The organism is Rathayibacter sp. AY2B5, from assembly GCF_002931645.1.
Taxonomy (GTDB): Bacteria; Actinomycetota; Actinomycetes; order Actinomycetales; family Microbacteriaceae; genus Rathayibacter.
This window is the reverse complement of the sequence record NZ_PSUE01000005.1, coordinates 176,299-195,409: the sequence shown is the minus strand read 5'-3', so window position 1 is coordinate 195,409 and position 19,111 is coordinate 176,299. Positions and strand designations below refer to the sequence as shown.

Sequence of the window (19,111 nt, the reverse complement as noted above, 5' to 3'; positions counted from 1 at the left end):
AAGCCGTCGGCTACCCCGCCGGGTCCCCGTCGAGCCGGGGAGCACCCGGCCGTCGTCCTGCACCCACCGGCGGACGCCCGGGCAGCGCCGGCGGCCGGGTCGTCACGCGGCGGCCGGTCGGTGTGGTCCAGTCCGCTGTGCCGTCCGGATGGAGCAGATACGTCCACCGGTCGCCGTGGCGCACGTGGTGGTGGGCGACGCACAGGGAGGCGAGGTTGTCGGGAGTCGTCTCTCCCCCGTTCCGCCATTCGACGCTGTGGTCGGTCTCCGTCGAGGACGCCGGCCGGGTGCAGCCCGGGAAGCGGCAGGTCTGGTCGCGGAGGCGGACCAGCAGCCTCATCCTCGGCGGCGGGAGGCGGTGGCGGCGCCCGACGGAGACGACCGCGCCGGTCTCCTCGTCGGTCAGCACAGGAGTGAAGGCGGCGTCGTCGTCGATGAGCGCTCGCACCGCCTCGGCGGGGATCGGCCCGTAGCCGTCGAGCTCGGCGGCCGCCTTGTCGTCACCTGCGGCGGTGCTCGCCGCCACGGTGACTCTCACCTCGGCCCGCAGCCCGGTCGAGGGCGCCGCGGCTCCCTCCGGAGTGGTCCCCGCCACGTCCCCGTGGCAGAGCAGGTCGGCCCACGCGTCGGCGCGGAGCTGCGCCAGCGTCCGCAGATCGCGGTCCCCTTCGGCGCCGTCCCGCAGATCCCTCGCGATGCGGTCGAGCCGGGCGAGCGCTCCGACGGCCTCGGGCGCGGGGACGTGCGCGCACACCGTCGCCATGCCGTCGATCCCGGCTGTCATCCACACCCGGCGGTCCTCACGGGCGCGAGCGTGCCGCTCGGCGAGGGGCTCGTCGTGCAGCTCCTCCCGCACCCGCGCGAGGGCGTGGCGCAGCTGCCCCGGGGTCAGCGTCTCCGCGAGGTCGACGGCCCGGTCGTCGTAGGCCGCGCGCGCCGCTGCCGGGAGGGTCGCCGCGACGGAGCAGACGAGCTGGCCGGCCTCCCAGCGCATCCTGGCGTCGGCGAGCGCGGAGCGGGTCCGCGGCAGCTCCTCCATCAGGAGCGAGGCGTGCAGCAGCTCCCTGGCGGCGGTGCGCTCGGAGACCCCGAGGGCGACGGCGAACTCCGCTCGGATCGACCGTTCGACGAGGTCCGTCGCATCCTTGCTGTCCGTCGAGGAGCCTCGGGCGAACGCGTCGGGACAGGTCAGCGCCGCGCGGTGTCCCGCGTGCAGCGCCTCCGCCGCGGTCAGGAGCACCGGGGAGGCGCTCCTCGCGAGCGCCGCCGCCCGGTCGCCGAGGGCGAGGACCTCTCCTCGCACCGTCTCCGCATCAGCCATGCCTCCAGCGAAGCAGCAGCAGACGAGCTGCGGAGCTCGAACGAGGGGTCCCCGGGAGAACAGCGTCCGACGACGACCTGTGGAGGACCGTCCGACCGGACCCGCGCGGACTCAGCGCTCGAGCCGGATCTCCACGATGCCCGGCCCGTCACCCGGCGAGGTCAGCGCCTGCTCCAGCTCGCCGCGCGTCGCCGCACGACGGTGGCCCCACCCGTAGGCGCGCGCGAGAGCCTCCAGATCGGCGTTCTGCGGAGTGAACTGCACGCGGTCGAACGCATCGGGATGCGAGCTCGACGCGACCTCGAGTCCGTCGAAGATCGTGCCGCCCCCGTCGTTCACGACGACGAGCTGCACGCGCGGGCGCCGTTCTCCCGGCGGGAGGAGGAGGCCGCCGGCCTCGTGGAGCAGAGTGAGATCGCCGAGGACCGCGCGGGTGACTCCGCCGGCTCCCTGCTCGGTCGCCTGCGAAGCCACCGCGATCCCGAGAGCCGTCGAGATCGTGCCGTCGATGCCGGCGAGGCCGCGGTTCGCCAGGACGGATATCCGCTTGCCCGGCAGGGTCCCGTCGGCGACGCGGATCAGCCGCGACGCTCCGAACAGCAGCCGGTCGTGCGGCCAGGTGACCTTCCAGACCGCGGCGACGACGAAGTCGCGGGTGAGCGGTGCCCTGATCGCGGCGAGGGCGTTGCGCGCGTAGCCGCGGCGGTCCTCGACCGACATCGACCCGGCGTCGGGGACCTCGTCCAGCTCGTCGGGGTCGACCGTCAGGGCGCGGCTCGCGGACACCCAGGATCCGGCCCAGGCGCGCTCGCCGCGCTCGGGACGCGGCGCCCCCTCGGGGCGGACCACGTCGACGCCTCCGACGCGGCGGGCGCGCCGGCCGGGGTTGTAGAACTGCTCGCGCACGGCGTCCACGACGATCACCTCGACGTCCTCGCGCCGCAGCAGCTCGGGGACCTCGCGGGAGAGCGTCGGGTGTCCGAGCACGATCGCCCGGCGGATGCGTCCGCCGAAGTCGGGCTCGCCGAGCAGGCGACGCCAGGCGACGACGAGCTGCGGTCCGAAGCGGGCGCCGGAGGAGACCTCGGCCAGCAGCGGCCAGTCGCCGGCGCGAGCGATCTCCTCGGCCGCGGCGCCCGCCTTGTCCCCGGCGATGACGACCGTGAGCGGCTCACCGGGACCGGCGGTCACGACGGCACGCGGGATCCCGGATCGGACAGCGGGCGACGAGACCGGTTCGATCCCCTCCATGTCGGGCAGAGCGGAGGAGAGCGGGTCGCGGAAGGAGAGGTTCAGGTGGACCGGCCCGCGGCGCGCCGCGGTGACGGCACGATCGGCGAGCGCACGCGCGTCCTCGGGCCGGGAGGCGTCGTCCGGAGCAGCGACGTCCTCGAACAGCCGCACGGCACGCCCGTACAGCTCGCGCTGCTCGGCCGTCTGGTTCGAGCGGATGCCGCGCAGCTCGTCGGGCCGGTCGGCGGTCAGCACGATCATCGGCACGTCCGAGGCGTCCGCCTCGAGCACGGCCGGGTGCAGGTTCGCGGTCGCCGTGCCGGAGGTCGTGATCACGAGCGCCGGCATCCCGGATTCGAGGGCCAGGCCCAGCGCCAGGAACCCCGCGGAGCGCTCGTCGATCCGCACGTGCAGCCGGACGTCGCCGCGGGTCTCGAGCTCGGCCGCCACCAGGGCGAGCGCCTGCGAGCGGGAGCCCGGAGCGACGACGACGTCGCGGACGCCGAGCGCGACGAAGCGGGTGAGGAGGTCGACCGCGAATCGGGTGGAGGGGGCGACCGGCCGGTGCTCAGGCATCCCGGCGGCCGGGGCCGTCGGCCTCGCCCTGCTCGTCCATGTCGGCGAGGTCGCGCTCGAGCTGGGCGATGCGCTCTGCCTGCAGGCGCTCCTCCTCGGGGTCGCGCTCGGTGCGGAGGGTGCCGAGGAAGTCGGGGTCGTCGTCCGGAGCGGTGTAGCGGCGGCCGGCGGCGCGCTGCTTGCGGGGACGGCCGATCCAGAACCACAGTCCCGCACCGATGACCGGGAGGATCAGCACCACCAGGAGCCAGGACCACTTCGGGATCGCCCGCACGGCGTGACGGTTGCTCATCGCGACGTCGATCACGGTGTAGACCGTGAAGACGGCGAGGGCCACGAGCAGGCCGATGACGAGGCGGATCATGGACACGAGTCTACGTCCGGCACCCTTGTCGGGGAGGGTCCGCACGGACGCTGGACAGGAGGCTCCCACGGTGCTCACGGAAGCGCGTGCAGGGGCCGACGTACACTGTCCCGGTGAAACTGAGCCGCGCGGTCGTCGTCTACTCGCTCCTGCGCCTGGCGATGTTCGCCGGCGTCTTCGTGCTGGTGTACCTGCCGGCGCGCACCTTCGTCGACTCGGAGCTGACGGCAGCGGTCACCGCGGGCTTCGTCGCCGCGATCGCGAGCCTGTCCCTCTCCTACATCCTGCTGAGGAAGCCCCGCGAGCGCATCGCGGAGGCGATCTACGAGCGCCGCAAGGACGTCCCGCGCGCTCCGACCGACGACGACGTCGAGGACGCCGCGGTCGACGCGACCCGCGACGACCGCTGAGCCGGGCGCTCCCGCCGGCGAGGCCTCCCCTCTGACGCGCTGACCCCGCTCGCACCAGGCCCGGCGCGCAACAGCCGATCTCACCCGAATCCGGCCCACCCGAGCCCGCCTCGTGCGAGCCGCCGCTCTAGAACGCCAGCGCCGCCCCGAGGATGACCGCGTAGGCGAGCCCGCCCAGGCTGGTCAGCTGCAGCGCCAGGATGAGCTCTTTCGCCGTCTTCGCCGTCAGGGTGATCAGGATGGCCGGCAGGATCATCAGAAGCACGAAGAGCGTCAGCCACGCCAGCGGGTAGAACAGCGCGAGGATCACCGCGATGCCGAACGGGATCAGCACGAAACCCGTGTAGATCGCTCGGGACACGGCCGGTCCTGCGAGCACCGCGAGGGTCCGCTTGCCCGAGAGGCGGTCGGTCGGGATGTCGCGGATGTTGTTGACCATGAGCACGGCGCAGGCGAACAGGCCCGCCGCCACGGCGCCGAGCCACGACTCCTGGTTGGTGCGGCCGATCTGCACGAACGTGGTGCCGACGGTGGCGACCAGGCCGAAGAACACGAAGACGAAGAGCTCGCCGAGCCCGAGGTAGCCGTAGGGGCGGCGTCCGCCGGTGTAGAACCAGCCGGCCGCGATCGCCGCCGCGCCGACGATCAGGAACCACCACTGCCCCGAGAGGGTGGTGAGCACGAGCCCGGCGACGGCCGCGATCCCGAAGAAGACCAGGGCGACGGTGAGCACCTGGCGGGGCTTCGCCGCTCCGGAGCCGGTCAGCCGCGAGGGTCCGACGCGGTTCGCGTCGGTGCCGCGCACGCCGTCGGAGTAGTCGTTGGCGTAGTTGACGGCGATCTGCAGGGCGAGCGAGACGGCCAGGCAGAGCAGGGCGCGCACCCAGTGCCAGCCCTCGTCGACGACCTGGGTCGCTCCGGTGCCGATGAGCACGGGGGCGACGGCCAGCGGGAGGGTGCGGAGGCGGGCGCCGGCGATCCACTCGCGGGGACCGGCGGGCTTCACGACGACCGCTCGCGGGCTGCCCCCGGGGCGGCCGCTGGAGGACTTCTTCTTGCGACTCGTACTCGACACGGAGGGAATCCTACCCACCGGCCCGTCGACGCTCGGAGCCGGTCAGGCCTGCTCGGCGAGCACCTCGAGGGCGCGGCGGTCGGGCTTCCCGGAGGCGAGGAGGGGGATGCGGCCGACCGGCAGCACGGCCGCGGGAGCGGCGGCGCGCCCGAGGCGGTCGGCGATCAGGGCGCGCAGGTCGGTGAGCGCGGGAGCCTCCTCCGCCGTCACGACGACCGGGACCTCGCCCCACTGCTCGTCCGCCCGCCGCACGACGACCGCGTCGGGGACGGTCCCCTCGCGCAGCACGGCCTCGACGGCGTCGAGCGACACCTTCTCCCCGCCCGACACGATCACGCGGTCGAGCCGACCGGTCACCCGGAGGCGCCCGTCGACGATCGACCCCGCGTCGCCCGTGCGGTACCAGCGCTCCCCGTCGAGCTCGAGGAAGGCGGAGGCGCTACGCTCGTCGTCGATCGCGCCGTCGGCGTCGAGGTAGCCCTCCGCGAGGGTCGGGCCGCCGAGCAGCACCTGCCCGTTCTCGACGCGCATCCGCACGTCGTGGAGCGGGACGCCGTCGTAGACGCAGCCACCGGACGTCTCGCTCGATCCGTAAGTCAGGCGGATGCGCACGCCGAGGGCGGCGGCGCGGTCCCGCAGCGGCTGCGGCGTCGCCTGACCGCCGATCAGGAGGGCGTCGAACGAGCGGAGCGCCTCGGCCGCGGCCGGATCGCGCTCGGCGAGATCCAGCAGCCTCGCGAGCTGCACGGGGACCAGCGAGGAGTACCTCCGCTCCCCCGCCGGCATCGTCCGAGCGAGAGCGAGGAAGGCCGCCGCGTCGAAGCCGCCGGCCGGGAGGACGACCGGGTCGGCCTCCGCCGTCAGCGAGCGGACGAGCACCTGCAGTCCCGCGACGTAGTGCGTCGGCAGGCAGAGCAGCCAGCGTCCCGGCCCGCCCAACTCGGCGAGGGTCGCGGAGGCGCTGGTGAGCAGGGCCGCTGTCGAGAGCGCGACCCGCTTGGGCGGCCCCGACGAGCCCGAGGTCTCGACGACGGCGGCGACGCGCTGCGGCACGACGGCATCCTCGGAGGCGGTCGCAGCGCCGGGGGCGGAGACGCGGATCGCCGGGCCGCTGCCGTCCAGGGCCGCGCGAAGAGCGAGGAGGACGGCCTCGACCGTCGCGTCGACACCGGCGAGCGGGCGGGTCACCTGCGTGCCCTCCGGCTCAGAACTGCCACGGGAACGGCGACCAGTCGGGCTCGCGCTTCTCGAGGAAGGAGTCTCGTCCCTCGACGGCCTCGTCGGTGCCGTAGGCGAGCCGCGTGGTCTCGCCCGCGAAGAGCTGCTGGCCCACGAGGCCGTCGTCCACGGCGTTGAACGCGTACTTCAGCATCCGGATGGCCGTGGGCGACTTGGTGAGGATCGTCTCGGCCCACTCCACCGCGGTCGTCTCGAGCTCGGCGTGCGGGACGACCGCGTTCACGGCGCCCATCTCGTAGGCGCGCTGCGCGGAGTACTCCCGCGCGAGGAAGAACACCTCGCGCGCGGCCTTCTGCCCGATCTGGCGGGCGAAGTACGCCGAGCCGTAGCCCGCGTCGAAGGAGCCGACGTCGGCGTCCGTCTGCTTGAATCGCCCGTGCTCGGCGGAGGCGAGGGTGAGGTCGCAGACCACGTGCAGCGAGTGCCCGCCTCCCGCGGCCCAGCCGGGGACGGCCGCGATGACGACCTTCGGCATGAAGCGGATGAGGCGCTGCACCTCGAGGATGTGCAGGCGGCCGTTCCGCGCGGAGTCGATGCCCTCGGCGGTCTCGCCGTCGGAGTACCGGTAGCCGTCGCGGCCGCGGATCCGCTGGTCTCCCCCGGAGCAGAACGCCCAGCCTCCGTCGCGCGGGCTCGGGCCGTTGCCGGTGAGGATGACGACACCGATGCGCGGGTTCGTCCGGGCGTCCTCGAGGGCGCGGAACAGCTCGTCGACCGTGCGCGGCCGGAACGCGTTGCGGACCTCGGGCCGGTCGAACGCGACCCGCGCGATGCGGCCGGAGCGGTCGTGGTGGTAGGTGATGTCCTCGAGTGCGTCGAAGCCGTCGACGGCCGCCCAGCGGTGCGCGTCGAACAGTTCGGAGACCTGCGTGCTCATGTCACGACCCTACTGATCCGGACTGCACGGCGACTCGAGACCGCTCGGGCAGACGGAAGGGGACCCCGCTGACGCGGAGTCCCCTTGCCGGTGCTCGCCCCTACTTGGCGGCGGAGGTGGTGCGGTTCTCGGCCGACACCATCCAGGCGTACTGCTCGAGGCTCTGGATGATCGCGTGGAGGAGATCCGCGCTGGTCGGGTCCTCCTCGTCCACCTGGTCGTGGACCTCGCGCATGGTGGCGGCGGTGTTCTCGAGGCGGATCGTGACCAGGTCGACGGTCTCGGCCGTGTCGATCTCGCCGTGCGGGTACTCGGGGAGGGTGGTGGTCGCGGCGACGGTGTCGCTGCGGCCGTCCGGGATCCCGTGGAGGGCGCGCATGCGCTCGGCGATGTCGTCGCTGAACTCGCGCGCGGCCTCGATGATCTCGTCGAGCTGCAGGTGGAGGTCGCGGAAGTTCTTGCCGACGACGTTCCAGTGGGCCTGCTTGCCCTGGACGTGGAGCTCGATCAGGTCGACGAGGACGATCTGGAGGCTGTCGAGCAGCTCCTTGGAGGCCTTGAAGCCCTTCTCGGCGTTCTGACGGCGGCTGGTCTTGGCACCGGAGCCCGCGGGGGCTTCGACGTGGCGTTCGAGGGTGGTGGTCATGGACCGTTCCTTTCTCTTGCAGTGCCGGGTGCGGTGTCCCGCCCCGAGTCTGGCTTCTTCGGCTGGACGGCGCCCGCACGCGCGGGGTGCGCGCGCTGGGCGGGGCCCGTGGTTGCGGGGATCAGATCGTGGCGACGGATCCGGAGTCGACGCGGTAGTTCGAGCCGTTCACGAACGAGGCGCGGTCGGAGCAGAGGAAGGCGATCACGGCTGCGACCTCCTCGGCCTCGCCCCGGCGCTTCAGCTCCATGTACGGGCGCTCCTCGTCGAGGAAGGACGAGATCGCCTCGTCGACCGAGGTGCCCCTCTGCTCGGCGCGCTTGGACATCATCGCGTCGGTCATCGGAGTGCGGATGAACGCGGGCGAGACCGTGTTCACGAGCAGGCCCTCCTGCGCGTAGGAGCGCGAGAGGCCCTTGGCGAAGGCGAGGACGCCCGCCTTCGCGGCGCAGTAGGGCAGTTCGTCGTCGTAGGGCTGCACGGCGTCCTCGGAGGCGGTGAGCACGAGCCGGCCCCAGCCTCCGGTGCGGAGGTCGGGGAGGAACTCGCGCACGAGCCGCACGGGACCGAGCAGGTCGACCTCGAGGGTGCTGGTCCAGCCCTCGTCGTCGATCTCGTGGAAGAGGCCCTGCGCCCCCGTGACTCCGGCGCACTGCACGAGGATGTCGATCGCGCCGACCGCTCCGGCCACGCGGCGGTGCAGCTCGGCGAGCTGCTCCGTGCTGGTGACGTCGGCGGCGAAGGCGTGCAGGCGGCCCTCCGGAGCGTCGAGCCCGGCCGCGGCCCGGTCCAGCTCCGCCTGGTCCTCGTCGGTGATCACGACGGTCGCGCCCTCGGCGAGGAGGAGCTGCGCCGTGGCCAGGCCGATGCCGGAGTCGCCTCCGGTGACGAGGGCGGTGCGGCCGGTGATCCCGAGATCCATGCTGAGGTGCTCCTTGTGGGTGCGGTGCGAGGGGGTGGTACCGGTCTACGCCCCTCGGAGCCGGCCCTCAACGGGTTGCGCGGACGCCGTCGGCGGGGTTACGCGCGGCCGACCTTCTCCGGCGCCAGCTCCTCGATGGTGATGGCCGCGTTGATCAACGCGAGGTGGCTGAGCCCCTGCGGCAGGTTGCCCCAGAAGGCCAGGTCGTCGACCGCGATCATCTCGGACATGATCCCGACGTCGTTCGGGACCGTGGCGACGAGCTCGTCCATCAGGGCGACCGACTCGTCGTGCCGACCGACGCAGGCCAGGGCGGAGGCGAGCCAGAACGAGCAGGCCACGAACGGGTGCTCCTCGCCCTCCATACCGGAGTAGCGGAACAGCAGCGCGCCGCGGCCGAGCTCCTTCACCAGGGCGTCGATGGTGGAGATCATCCGCTCGCCGCGCTCGTAGCCGCTGGGCGCGTGCAGGAGCACCGAGGCGTCCAGCTCCTCGCTGCCCGGGTACATCACGTAGGAGCCGAGCTCCTCGGACCAGCAGTGCTCCTCGATCCACTCCCGGATGCGGTCGCGCTCGAAGCGCCAGCGGTCGGGGCTGCCCGCGACCTGGCCGAGCTCCGCCAGGTGCACGGCCGCGTCGAGCGCCTGCCAGCAGCCCATCTTCGAGGAGGTGTAGTGCTGCTCCTCCTCCAGCTCCCACATGCCCGCATCGCGGTTCCGCCACAGGTCGCAGGTGGTGTCGGCGACGCGGGCGAGGAGCCGGCCGGTCTGGATGTCGAGGACGTTGCCCTCGTCGACGTAGATGCGGCAGATGTCGAAGAGGTCGCCGAAGACGCCCAGCTGCAGCTGGCTCTGCGCTGCGTTGCCGGCGACGACCGGGCCGATGCCGGCGTAGCCCGGGACGTCGAACTCCTCCAGGACGGTCGGCATGGAGCCGTCGAGTCCGTAGAAGATGTGCAGATCCGGTCCGTGCTCCTTGATCGTGCGGAGGAGCCAGGACAGCGCGGCGTGCGTCTCCTCGCGCAGGCCGAAGCGCACCAGCGCGTGCATCGTGTACGCGGCGTCGCGCACCCAGGCGAAGCGGTAGTCCCAGTTCTTGCCGCCGTTGGGCGACTCCGGGAGCGACGTGGTCGCGGCCGCGGCGATGGCTCCTGTGGGCGAGTAGATCAGCAGCTTGAGCGCGAGGGCGCTGCGCTGGACGGCCTCGGACCACGGGCCGTCGTAGGAGAACTCCTCCGACCAGTCCTGCCAGCTGCGGATGGTGCGGTCGATGCCGCGGTCGACGTTCTTCGCGACCGGGAAGTGCAGCGGCTCGTCGTGCGTGGCCGACACGACCAGGACGTGCCGCACGGCGTCCTTCCCCGCGGTCACGACGAAGGAGCCCGTCAGCTCGTCGCCGGCGCCGGAGGGCGCGTCGTCGCCGTCGGGCCCGTGCTCCTGCCCGGTGACGCCGATGGTGATGTCTCCGGCGCGGATGAGCGAGCGGCCGTCGGCGTTCTGGATCCACGGGGAGAACCGGCCGAGTCCCGTTCCGGGACGCACGGCCCACCGCATCCGCACCTCGCCGTCGACACCGTCCACGCGGCGCGCGAGCTCGGCCCACGGGAGGCGGCCCGCGATCCCGGTGACGAGCGCGTCCGTCACGCGGACGGTGCCCGACTCGGTGGTGAAGGTGGTCTCGAGGACGTTCGTGTCGCGGATGTAGGCGCGCGAGACCTCGGCGGGCTCCTCGGGGGCGAGCTCGACGCAGCCGCCGGACTCGGCGTCGATCAGGGCGGCGAAGGCGGGGGTGGAGCCGAGGTCCGGGACGGGCATCCAGTCGACGCTGCCGTCCTTCGCGATCAGGGCGACCGTGCGACCGTCTCCGATCGCGGCGTAGTCGCGCAGGGGCCTGGTCGAGCGGGGTGCAGCCATCCCCTCACCGTAGGGCGCGGGCGGTGCGCCGATTCGGGCTTGCGGGCGGACGGGCTTGCTTGTAGCGCCCGGTCAGGTCGCGGCGACTCCGCCGTACTCCTCGAGGCGGTCGGTGAACTCGCCGCGGTCCTCGTCCTGCAGGACCCCGTTCGCGTACCCGGCGAGGAACGCGCCCTGCGGGTCCGGCGAGAGGCCGACTCCGTCCAGCATGTCGGCGACCAGGCCGGTCGGATCGGCGTCGAGGTCGACGAGGCCCATCTCGATCGCGGGCACGAGGTCGGCGGAGGAGCGCGCGGTGACGATCCAGAGCGCGGCCGACGCCTCCTCGTCCGAGAGGTCGCCGTCGAGCTCGTAGCCCGCCTCCGACCACTCCTCGGGGGTGTCGGCCACCTCGACGTCGTCGAAGCCGAGGGGCGAGAGCGCTGCGGTGAAGCGGTCGACCGCCGCCTGCCTGTCGGCGTCGGTCGAGACGTCGGCGGCGGCGTACTCGGTCGCCGAGATGTAGTCGTACAGAAGGGAGGGACCGCCGTAGGCGTTCTGCGACTGCTCGTAGTACTCGTCGTCGGCCGAGGTCCACTCCTCGGGGACGGCGCCCTCGACGGCCGCGACGGCCTGCTCGGCACTCGCGCGCACGTCCTCCGCGGACGGCTGGCCGAGGATCGTCGCGGCGTCGCCGTCCTGGTAGCCGGGGTAGTCGTAGAGCGGATCGGACGGGTCCCCGCTGCCGAACGGGTCGTCCGTCGGGTCGCCGAACGGCTCGGACGGAGCGCTCGTCGACGCGCTGCCGGCGGCGGAGTCGAGCGCGCCGCCCACTCCGACGGCGACGAGCGTGCCGAGCACGCCGGTGTAGACGACGCCCACGAGGAGGCTCGTGCCCAGCGCGATCCAGGCGCCCCTGCCGAGTGGGCGGCGGGAGGGGACGGAGCCCTGCGTCGGGCCCGGGGCGGGCGCGGGCGGCGGGCTCATCGGCATCTGGCTCATCGCACTCCTCCGGACTCCAACGGCAGCCTCGTCAGTCTGGCACCTCGGCGGGCGCTCGGAGGAGGGACCCCGGGGGCTTGCGCGCGCGTCGCCGACCTCCTGCGCCCGGGTGGCCGCCGCGTCGCCCCGGCCGGTGGACAATGGCCGGATGGACGACGTCGTGCCCGCCTCCCCGCTCCCCTCCCTCGGCGAGATCGACGCGGGACTCCGCGTCGTCGCTCTGCCGCTGCGCACCCGCTTCCGCGGTGTGGACCACCGCGAGATCGCGCTCGTGCGCGGCCCCGAGGGCTGGACCGAGTTCTCGCCCTTCCTCGAGTACGGCGCAGAGGAGTCGGCGGCGTGGCTCCGGGCGGCGATCGACTACGGCTGGAGCGAGCAGCCGGCACCGCTGCGCGACCGCATCCCGGTGAACGCGACCATCCCGGCCGTCGCACCGCACGAGGTCGCCGCCGTGCTCGCGAGCTACCACGGCTGCCGCACGGCGAAGGTGAAGGTCGCCGAGCGCGGCCAGACGCTGGCCGACGACGTGGCCCGGGTCGTCGAGGTCCGCCGCCTGCTCGGTCCGGAGGGCCGGATCCGCGTGGACGCGAACGGCGGCTGGAACCTCGACGAGGCCGAGCACGCCGTCCACGCCCTCGCGGAGTCCGACCTCGAGTACGTCGAGCAGCCGTGCGCGAGCGTCGACGAGCTGGCGGAGCTGCGCTACCGGGTGAAGTACATGGGCATCCCGATCGCCGCCGACGAGAGCGTCCGCAAGGCCGCCGATCCACTCGCCGTCGCCCGGGCCGGAGCCGCGGACCTGCTGGTCGTGAAGGCCCAGCCGCTCGGCGGGACGCGCCGGGCGCTGGCCCTCGTCGCCGAGGCGGGGCTGCCGGCGGTGGTCTCGAGCGCGATCGACAGCTCGGTCGGACTCGCCATGGGCGCCGCCCTGGCCGCGGCGCTCCCCGAGCTGCCCTTCGACTGCGGACTCGGCACCGCGTCCCTCCTCGCCGCGGACGTCACGGAGCGGCCGCTGCGGCCGGTGGACGGCGGGATCCCCGTCGGCCGCGTGGAGGTCTCGGAGGAGCTCCTCTCCCGTCACGCCGTGTCACCGGAGCGGCTCGCCTGGTGGCGGGCGCGGCTCCGCGACTCCTACGCGCTGCTCTGATCGTCGGCGGCGGGCGCCGCGTCGGAGGAGCGGCAGAATGGGAGCGTCGGCCGCCGGTGCCCGACGCGTCCCCCACCCTCGAGCATCGGAGCACCGTGAGCGCATCGACCGTCCCCGTCTTCCTCGACTGCGACACCGGCATCGACGACTCGCTCGCTCTGGCGTACCTCCTCCGCTCGCCCCGGGCCCGCCTCGTCGGGATCAGCACGGTCAGCGGCAACACCGACGCCCGCCGGGCCGCCGTCAACAGCCTCGGCCTGCTCGCGCTGGCCGGCCGCGACGACGTGCCGGTCGCCGTGGGGGCGCACCACTTCCTCGAGGAGGACTACGCCGGCGGATCTCCGCACGTGCACGGCGACGACGGCATCGGCGGGGTCGCGCTGCCCGAGGGCGGCGAGCCGGTCGACGAGGATCCGGCCGACCTCCTCCTCCGTCTCGCCCGCGAGCACGAGGGCGAGCTGCGGCTGGTCGCGATCGGCCCGCTGACGAATCTCGCGCTCGCCCTCCGTGCGCACCCGGAGATCGCGTCCCTCGTCCACTCGGTGACCGTGATGGGCGGAGCCGCGCTGGTCCCCGGCAACGTGACCGCCGTGGCGGAGGCCAACATCTGGCACGACCCGGCGGCCGCCGCCGAGGTCGTCGCGGCCGACTGGGATCTGACGCTCGTGCCCCTGGACGTGACCATGCGGCACCTGCTGACGGAGGAGGATCGCGCCGTCCTGCTCGCGTCGCCCGATCCCCTCGCGCAGGCCATCGGGCAGGCGCTCGACTTCTACTTCGACTTCTACGTCGGCCACTTCGGCGAGCGCACCGCTGCGATGCACGACCCCATGGCCGCCGCGATCGCCGTCGACGCCGTCGCCCTCACCTCCGCCCCGCGCGTCCACGTCACCGTCGACGCCACCCACGGCCCCGGCCGCGGCCAGACCGTCGCCGACCTCCGCGGCATCTACCGCGGCGTCCATCCCTCCGACGCCCGCACCCGCATCGTCCTCGCCCTCGACGCCCCTTTCGCCCCCCACCTCATCGACATCGTCACCGCCGTCTGACCCGTCCGCCGTCGCCCCCGGCATCCACCACCGCCACTCGACAGGCACGGATCCGCCCGCAGCCCGTCCATGCCCCCTGTGCGCGACACGCCCGCTCCGCGCACTACTCGATCAGCAGGCACCGCCCCCTGCGCGTCCATCTGCGGGAACTCGATCGGCCCGCTCCCCGCGTTCGCGCCATGGGATCTCGATACGCGCGCCGCGCGCGCTACCCGATCAGCATGTTCCGTCGACCCCCGTTTCCGCGGGCCTCCCGCGAAGCGCAGCCCACCCGGACCCGACCGCGAAGCGGAGCCCACCCGGACCCGACCGCGAAGCGGAGCCCGGCCAGACCCGACCGCGACGCGGAGGCCCCCCGCGGCGACCGCGAAGCGGAGCCGTCCTCAAAGCGTGTCCTGGTGGGCGGTCGGCGGGGCCTGGTGGGGTCGATCGCAAGGCGGAGGCGTCGGGCGTAGCGGCGCTACGTTCGTCGCCGACAACGCCGCGAGGGGCCCCACCAGGCCCCGCCGACCCGATTACATGCCGGTGTCGAGGCCGGAGTAGGCATGGAGTCCCTTGAAGAACACGTTGACGACGCCGAAGTTGAACATGACGGCGGCGAAGCCGACGATGGCGAGCCAGGCGGAGGGGGTGCCGCGCCAGCCGCGGGTGGCGCGGGCGTGGATGTAGCCGGCGTAGATGGTCCAGATGATGAAGGTCCAGACCTCCTTGGTGTCCCAGCCCCAGTAGCGGCCCCAGGCCTTCTCGGCCCAGACGGCGCCGGCGATGAGCGTGAAGGTCCAGAGGATGAAGCCGAGGATCGTGACGCGGTAGGCGAGGTTCTCGAGGGTGAGGGAGCTGGGCAGGGTGCGCAGGAAGCGGAGGACCGAGCGGGGGCTGTCGCCGGAGGATTCGCGGCGGGCCTGGAGGAGCTGGGTGACCGAGAGCGCGAAGCCGAGGGCGAAGAACGCGGTGCCGAGGATCGCGACGAGCACGTGGATGACCAGCCAGTAGGACTGGAGTGCCGGCGGGAGCGGGACGACGGCGACGTAGTAGTTGACGGTCGCGATGCCGAGGAGCACCAGGACGAGGCCGGTGATGAACGCTCCGAGGAAGCGGAGGTCCCAGCGCAGCTGGACGGCGAGGAAGACGCCGATGATGATGAGCGTCCCGGTCATCGAGAACTCGTACATGTTCGCCCAGGGGACGCGGCCGGCGGCGACGCCGCGGAGGACGGTCGCGCCGAGGTGGAGCACGAAGCCGAGGAGCGTGAGCGAGAACCCGATGCGCATGGTCTTCGAGCGGGCGGGGGCGCGGTAGACCTCGTCCTCGACGCGGCTGCCGATGCGGGAGAGCGTCGCGGTGCGTCCGGAGCCGGCGGCGGCGACGGTGGCCTTGCCGCTGGCCGCGCGGTCGGCGGCGGCCGCGGAGGCGACGCGCTCCGCCTCCTGGACGACCTCGATCGACTCGCCGTCGGCCAGGGAGGCGCGGCGGGCGAGGTCGATCGCGAAGAAGACGAACGCCATGGCGTAGATGCCCATGGCGGAGGAGAGGCACAGCACCGAGTACTGCGAGAGGGACGCGATCACCTCCTCAGGGTAATCGCTCGCCGCCCCGGCCGCCCCTTCGCGCTTGCACAGACTCGGCCCCTGCCCAGCCGGGCGACGGCTGTGGAGGGGCGTCCGGGAGGCGGGTCAGTCGAGCGGGGCGTGCCGGTCGGCGATCGTCCGCACGGCGCGCACCAGCTGGGGGTCCTCGCCGCGGGCGAGTCCCGCGTACTCGAGGAGGAGGCCGCCGTCGTCCTGGGCGGTCGCCTTCACCCACACGCGGCGCCGCGGGACGAACAGCGAGGTGAGGAGTCCGGCGAGCACGAGGATCGCGAAGAGCAGCACCCAGCCCTGGGTCGCGTCGTGGTGGATGTCGAACGAGGCGAAGCGCTTGACGCTGTCGGTGCCGATCCGCGTCGGGTCGGCGCCCGTGTTGTCGAAGCTCACGCTGCCGAGCCCGTTCGGGAGCTCGGCCGTGTCGCCGGGCTTGAGGGTGATCGGCGCGACGCCGGTGGTGCCGCCGGTGAGCCGGGTCAGCGAGTCGGTGTTGAGCACGTAGACGGACGTGGGCACTCCCCCGTCGAGGCCGAGGTCGCCCGCGAAGACGTTCAGCGAGAGCACGGGGTACTGCAGGTCGGGGAAGATCGACGTCGACGCCCCGGAGGCCAGCGTGTCCTGCGTCGGGTAGAAGAAGCCGGTGAGGCCCAGCTGCTCGGAGAGCCCGTCCGGCACCTTGACGACGCCGACGGAGGTCAGGTTCGCGTCCTGCGGGAGGAACGGCACCGAGTCGGTGAAGATCGCCCGGCCGGAGGGATCCCGGACCGTGATCGTCGGCGCGTAGCCGTTGCCGAGGAGGTAGACGTTCGTGCCGCCGATCGCCAGCGGGTCGTTGACCTTGATCGTGCGGTCCTCGGTGCCCCCGCCACGCTCGGAGGTCGTGACGTTCGCGGTGAAATCGACGGGCTGGCCGAGCGCCGACTGGTTCTGCTCCTCGTACTTCACGTCGAGGCTGTCGAGGGTCAGCTGGTACGGGTCGAGCTGGCTGCTGTCGAAGAAGCGGCCGGGGTTGAAGGAGTCGTAGGCCGCGAGGTTGTTCGCGAACCCCTGGGAGCCCTCGACCAGCACGCGCTGCCCGCTGTAGCCGAACCCGCCGCCCACTCCGACGGCGACGAGGATGCCGACCAGGGCGGAGTGGAAGACCAGGTTGCCGGTCTCGCGGAGGTAGCCGCGCTCGGCCGAGACGCTCGACCAGCGGCCGCGCGGGTCGTCGTAGCGCTCGACACGGTAGCCCGCCCGGCGCAGGACGGAGTGGGCGGAGGCGACGGCCTCCTCCTCCGTCGCGCCCTCGACCTCGCGGACGGTGTAGCCGGCGAGGCGCTGCAGGCGTGCCGGGGTGCGCGGCGGCCGCGACCGCATCGCCTGGAAGTGGTGGCGCGTGCGCGGGACGATGCAGCCGATCAGGGAGATGAACAGCAGCAGGTAGATGCTCGAGAACCAGGCGGAGGTGTAGGTGTCGAACGCCTGCACCCTGTCGAGCAGGGGCGCGAGGTCGGGGTTGTCGACGAAGTACTGGGTCACGCCGTTGGGGTCGGAGGAGCGCTGCGGCACGAGCGATCCGGGGACCGCCGCGATCGCCAGCAGCAGCAGCAGGAACAGCGCCGTGCGCATGCTGGTGAGCTGGCGCCACATCCAGCGGAGCCAGCCGGTGAACCCGAGCGCCGGCTGCGTGACGGTGCCGTCGGAGTCGTAGTGGTCGGCGGGGCGGAAGGAGGCGTCCGTCCTCCGCTGCGCGGCCTCGTCGGGGCGGCGCGTGCTCTCCTCGGGCTCAGATCGCCGGCTGGAAGCCATCGATCACCGCCGAGAGGGATCCGTAGACGAGGGTGTTCCAGATGCCCGTGACCATCAGGACTCCGATCAGGACGAGGGCGGCGCCGCCGAGGATGTTGACCACGCGGATGTGGCGCTTCACGAAGGCGAGCGTGCTGGTCACCCAGCTGAAGCCGAAGGCGACGAGGAGGAAGGGGATGCCGAGTCCGAGGCAGTAGACCAGGGCGAGGAGGGCGCCGCGCCAGGGCGAGCCCACGCCGTAGCTGAGGGCGAGGATCGAGCTCAGCGTCGGGCCGAGGCAGGGCGTCCAGCCGACGCCGAAGACGATGCCGAGCAGCGGCGCTCCGATCAGCCCGGTGGCGGGACGGATCCCGGGCCGGAGCGTGCGCTGGAGGAACGAGAACTGGCCGATGAAGACGAGCCCCATCGCGATCACGACGAGCCCGAGGACGCGGGTGATCAGGTCGGTGTACTGGCGCAGCCAGAAGCCGACCGTGCCCGCCGCCGCACCGTAGAGGACGAACACCAGCGAGAATCCGAGCACGAAGAGGAGGACGCCCAGCACGACCCGGCGGCGTCCGCGGGCCGCACGCTCGTCGGCGTCGGTGAATCCGCCGACGTAGGCGAGGTAGCCGGGCACCAGCGGGAGCACGCAGGGCGACGCGAAGGACACGAGCCCGGCCAGGAGCGCGATCGGCACGGCCAGCAGGAGCTGACCGCTGACGACGATGTCGCCCACGCCGCTACTCCCCCTCGGCGAGCGTGTCGCCCACGAGGGTCGAGAGGATCGACGCCTCCTGGAGCTGGCCGAGGATGCGCGACGCGACGCGCCCCTCCCTGTCGAGGACGAGCGTCGTGGGCACGGCGTTCGGCGGGACGGTGCCGGTGAAAGCGAGCTGCACCGACGAGTCGGTGTCGACGATGGAGGGGTAGCCGAGCCCGAAGGTCTCGGCGAAGGCGGCCGCGGTAGGGGCCTGATCGCGCACGTTGACGCCGACGAACGACACGCCCTTGTCGGCGAACTCCGTGTTCACCGTCTCGAGGTCCGCGGCCTCGGCGCGGCACGGGGCGCAGCTGGCGTACCAGAAGTTGACGACGACGACCTGCCCGGCGAGGTCGGCGGAGTCGATGGTGGCGCCGGTCTCGTCGGTGCCGGAGAAGACGATGGGGTCGTCCCGGTCGGCGGCGGCGATCTCGGTGACGGTGCCGTCCCCCGAGATGTAGCCCTTGTTGCTGCCGTTGCGGTACTGGTCGGCGAGCGGATCCTCGGAGCAGCCCGTCAGCGCGAGCGCGGCGGCCAGCGCGAGGACGCCCGCTCCGCGGAGCCGCCCCGTCCGGCGCATCAGACCGCTCCCACGTCGGTGGCCAGGCCCTGCAGGCCGGCGGCCGGGTCGGAGTAGCCGACCTCGACGAAGCCGTCCCCGCGCCGCTCGAGGGTCGTGATGCTCGAGAGCGCGCAGCGGCGCTTGCGCGGATCGTGGAAGAGGCGCTCGCCGGCGAGGGCGCGGTGGACCGTCCAGATGGGGAGCTGGTGGCTGACGATCGCGGCGTCGCCCTCCTCCGTGCTCTCCCACGCCGACTCGATCGCCGCGTACATCCGCGCCGAGATGGAGAGGTACGGCTCGCCCCAGCTGGGCTCGAAGGGGTTGCGGAGCCAGGGCCAGTGCTTGGGGTTCCGCAAGGCGGAGCTGCGCGCGGCGAGGGACTTCCCCTCGAAGCGGTTGCTCGGCTCGATCACCCGCTCATCGGTGCGGATCTCGAGCTCGAACGCCTGCGAGATCGGCTGCGCGGACTCCTGCGTGCGCTGGAGCGGCGAGGCGATCAGCGCCGTGACGTGGCGACGGCGCTCGAGCAGGTCGTCGGCGGCGGAGCGGGCCATGCGGTGGCCCAGATCCGAGAGCCGGAAGTTCGGGAGTCGCCCGTAGAGGACCCGGTCGGGGTTGAACACCTCGCCGTGCCGCACGAGATGGATCTGATCGGCAACCACGAGCGTCAAGTGTACGGA

The 19,111-nt window shown here is 72.9% G+C and carries 18 protein-coding genes; 3 read left to right on the top strand and 15 right to left on the bottom strand.

What is annotated here, in order from left to right:
• Positions 1 to 10: 10 nt before the first annotated feature.
• The 3 genes from C5C30_RS05780 to C5C30_RS05770 all read right to left on the bottom strand — a co-directional run bounded on the left by C5C30_RS05780 (position 11) and on the right by C5C30_RS05770 (position 3,494).
• Positions 11 to 1,321 (bottom strand): HNH endonuclease signature motif containing protein, encoded by a 1,311-nt coding sequence (locus C5C30_RS05780; protein ID WP_104333340.1) that lies wholly within the window; start codon positions 1,319 to 1,321, stop codon positions 11 to 13.
• A gap of 111 nt (positions 1,322 to 1,432) precedes the next feature.
• A complete protein-coding gene (menD, locus tag C5C30_RS05775; protein WP_104319308.1) occupies positions 1,433 to 3,130 on the bottom strand; it encodes a 2-succinyl-5-enolpyruvyl-6-hydroxy-3-cyclohexene-1-carboxylic-acid synthase in 1,698 nt (565 codons plus the stop codon).
• Positions 3,123 to 3,494, bottom strand: a complete 372-nt coding sequence (locus C5C30_RS05770; protein WP_104225908.1) for a PLD nuclease N-terminal domain-containing protein — start codon at positions 3,492 to 3,494, stop codon at positions 3,123 to 3,125. Before C5C30_RS05770 ends, menD begins: the two co-directional genes overlap by 8 nt.
• A gap of 113 nt (positions 3,495 to 3,607) precedes the next feature.
• On the opposite strand from C5C30_RS05770, the gene C5C30_RS05765 reads away from it, so the two are divergent.
• Positions 3,608 to 3,904, top strand: a complete 297-nt coding sequence (locus C5C30_RS05765) for a DUF4229 domain-containing protein (RefSeq protein ID WP_104239140.1) — start codon at positions 3,608 to 3,610, stop codon at positions 3,902 to 3,904.
• A gap of 127 nt (positions 3,905 to 4,031) precedes the next feature.
• On the opposite strand, the gene C5C30_RS05760 is transcribed toward C5C30_RS05765, so the two are convergent.
• The 7 genes from C5C30_RS05760 to C5C30_RS05730 form a co-directional block, all read right to left on the bottom strand.
• Positions 4,032 to 4,979: a 1,4-dihydroxy-2-naphthoate polyprenyltransferase gene (locus tag C5C30_RS05760; protein WP_374953312.1), complete on the bottom strand. Its 948-nt coding sequence runs from the start codon at positions 4,977 to 4,979 to the stop codon at positions 4,032 to 4,034.
• Positions 4,980 to 5,021: 42 nt separating this feature from the next.
• Positions 5,022 to 6,167: an AMP-binding protein gene (locus tag C5C30_RS05755; RefSeq protein WP_104333339.1), complete on the bottom strand. Its 1,146-nt coding sequence runs from the start codon at positions 6,165 to 6,167 to the stop codon at positions 5,022 to 5,024.
• Positions 6,168 to 6,183: 16 nt separating this feature from the next.
• On the bottom strand, positions 6,184 to 7,095 hold the full coding sequence (locus C5C30_RS05750) for a 1,4-dihydroxy-2-naphthoyl-CoA synthase (protein ID WP_068255374.1): 912 nt from the start codon (positions 7,093 to 7,095) through the stop codon (positions 6,184 to 6,186).
• 100 nt (positions 7,096 to 7,195) lie between these two features.
• On the bottom strand, positions 7,196 to 7,741 hold the full coding sequence (locus C5C30_RS05745) for a Dps family protein (RefSeq protein ID WP_104223596.1): 546 nt from the start codon (positions 7,739 to 7,741) through the stop codon (positions 7,196 to 7,198).
• 121 nt (positions 7,742 to 7,862) lie between these two features.
• Positions 7,863 to 8,663, bottom strand: a complete 801-nt coding sequence (locus tag C5C30_RS05740) for an SDR family NAD(P)-dependent oxidoreductase (RefSeq protein ID WP_104260463.1) — start codon at positions 8,661 to 8,663, stop codon at positions 7,863 to 7,865.
• A 98-nt stretch (positions 8,664 to 8,761) separates the two neighbouring features.
• Positions 8,762 to 10,576 (bottom strand): glycoside hydrolase family 15 protein, encoded by a 1,815-nt coding sequence (locus tag C5C30_RS05735; RefSeq protein WP_104247930.1) that lies wholly within the window; start codon positions 10,574 to 10,576, stop codon positions 8,762 to 8,764.
• 72 nt (positions 10,577 to 10,648) lie between these two features.
• Positions 10,649 to 11,557 (bottom strand): hypothetical protein, encoded by a 909-nt coding sequence (locus C5C30_RS05730; RefSeq protein ID WP_104262954.1) that lies wholly within the window; start codon positions 11,555 to 11,557, stop codon positions 10,649 to 10,651.
• A 148-nt stretch (positions 11,558 to 11,705) separates the two neighbouring features.
• Between C5C30_RS05730 and C5C30_RS05725 the strand changes: the two genes are divergently transcribed.
• Both C5C30_RS05725 and C5C30_RS05720 read left to right on the top strand, forming a co-directional pair.
• On the top strand, positions 11,706 to 12,704 hold the full coding sequence (locus C5C30_RS05725; RefSeq protein WP_104247928.1) for an o-succinylbenzoate synthase: 999 nt from the start codon (positions 11,706 to 11,708) through the stop codon (positions 12,702 to 12,704).
• A 95-nt stretch (positions 12,705 to 12,799) separates the two neighbouring features.
• Entirely contained in the window at positions 12,800 to 13,753 is a 954-nt protein-coding gene (locus C5C30_RS05720) for a nucleoside hydrolase (RefSeq protein ID WP_104287693.1), read from the top strand.
• A 515-nt stretch (positions 13,754 to 14,268) separates the two neighbouring features.
• On the opposite strand, the gene ccsB is transcribed toward C5C30_RS05720, so the two are convergent.
• The 5 genes from ccsB to C5C30_RS05695 form a co-directional block, all read right to left on the bottom strand.
• Positions 14,269 to 15,273 carry a c-type cytochrome biogenesis protein CcsB gene (gene ccsB, locus C5C30_RS05715; protein WP_104224871.1) on the bottom strand — a complete coding sequence of 335 codons (1,005 nt, stop codon included), beginning with the start codon at positions 15,271 to 15,273 and terminating at the stop codon, positions 14,269 to 14,271.
• Positions 15,274 to 15,426: 153 nt separating this feature from the next.
• Complete coding sequence (locus C5C30_RS05710) at positions 15,427 to 17,127, bottom strand: cytochrome c biogenesis protein ResB (RefSeq protein ID WP_104333338.1); 1,701 nt, start codon at positions 17,125 to 17,127, stop codon at positions 15,427 to 15,429.
• Positions 17,105 to 17,845 carry a cytochrome c biogenesis CcdA family protein gene (locus tag C5C30_RS05705; RefSeq protein ID WP_244230512.1) on the bottom strand — a complete coding sequence of 247 codons (741 nt, stop codon included), beginning with the start codon at positions 17,843 to 17,845 and terminating at the stop codon, positions 17,105 to 17,107. Before C5C30_RS05705 ends, C5C30_RS05710 begins: the two co-directional genes overlap by 23 nt.
• Before the next feature lie 4 nt (positions 17,846 to 17,849).
• On the bottom strand, positions 17,850 to 18,449 hold the full coding sequence (locus C5C30_RS05700; RefSeq protein ID WP_104247926.1) for a TlpA disulfide reductase family protein: 600 nt from the start codon (positions 18,447 to 18,449) through the stop codon (positions 17,850 to 17,852).
• Positions 18,449 to 19,093: a histidine phosphatase family protein gene (locus tag C5C30_RS05695; protein WP_104224864.1), complete on the bottom strand. Its 645-nt coding sequence runs from the start codon at positions 19,091 to 19,093 to the stop codon at positions 18,449 to 18,451. The genes C5C30_RS05700 and C5C30_RS05695 overlap by 1 nt, the downstream gene beginning before the upstream one ends.
• Positions 19,094 to 19,111 lie beyond the last annotated feature (18 nt).

Bases quoted from the DNA above. Each gene is read 5' to 3' on its own strand.
- C5C30_RS05780 (WP_104333340.1), bottom strand. From the start codon at position 1,321: ATGGCTGATGCGGAGACGGTGCGAGGAGAGGTCCTCGCCCTCGGCGAC.
- ccsB (WP_104224871.1), bottom strand. From the start codon at position 15,273: ATGGGCATCTACGCCATGGCGTTCGTCTTCTTCGCGATCGACCTCGCC.
- C5C30_RS05735 (WP_104247930.1), bottom strand. From the start codon at position 10,576: ATGGCTGCACCCCGCTCGACCAGGCCCCTGCGCGACTACGCCGCGATC.
- C5C30_RS05740 (WP_104260463.1), bottom strand. From the start codon at position 8,663: ATGGATCTCGGGATCACCGGCCGCACCGCCCTCGTCACCGGAGGCGAC.
- C5C30_RS05745 (WP_104223596.1), bottom strand. From the start codon at position 7,741: ATGACCACCACCCTCGAACGCCACGTCGAAGCCCCCGCGGGCTCCGGT.
- C5C30_RS05770 (WP_104225908.1), bottom strand. From the start codon at position 3,494: ATGATCCGCCTCGTCATCGGCCTGCTCGTGGCCCTCGCCGTCTTCACG.
- C5C30_RS05730 (WP_104262954.1), bottom strand. From the start codon at position 11,557: ATGAGCCAGATGCCGATGAGCCCGCCGCCCGCGCCCGCCCCGGGCCCG.
- C5C30_RS05710 (WP_104333338.1), bottom strand. From the start codon at position 17,127: ATGGCTTCCAGCCGGCGATCTGAGCCCGAGGAGAGCACGCGCCGCCCC.
- C5C30_RS05700 (WP_104247926.1), bottom strand. From the start codon at position 18,449: ATGCGCCGGACGGGGCGGCTCCGCGGAGCGGGCGTCCTCGCGCTGGCC.
- C5C30_RS05750 (WP_068255374.1), bottom strand. From the start codon at position 7,095: ATGAGCACGCAGGTCTCCGAACTGTTCGACGCGCACCGCTGGGCGGCC.
- C5C30_RS05725 (WP_104247928.1), top strand. From the start codon at position 11,706: ATGGACGACGTCGTGCCCGCCTCCCCGCTCCCCTCCCTCGGCGAGATC.
- menD (WP_104319308.1), bottom strand. From the start codon at position 3,130: ATGCCTGAGCACCGGCCGGTCGCCCCCTCCACCCGATTCGCGGTCGAC.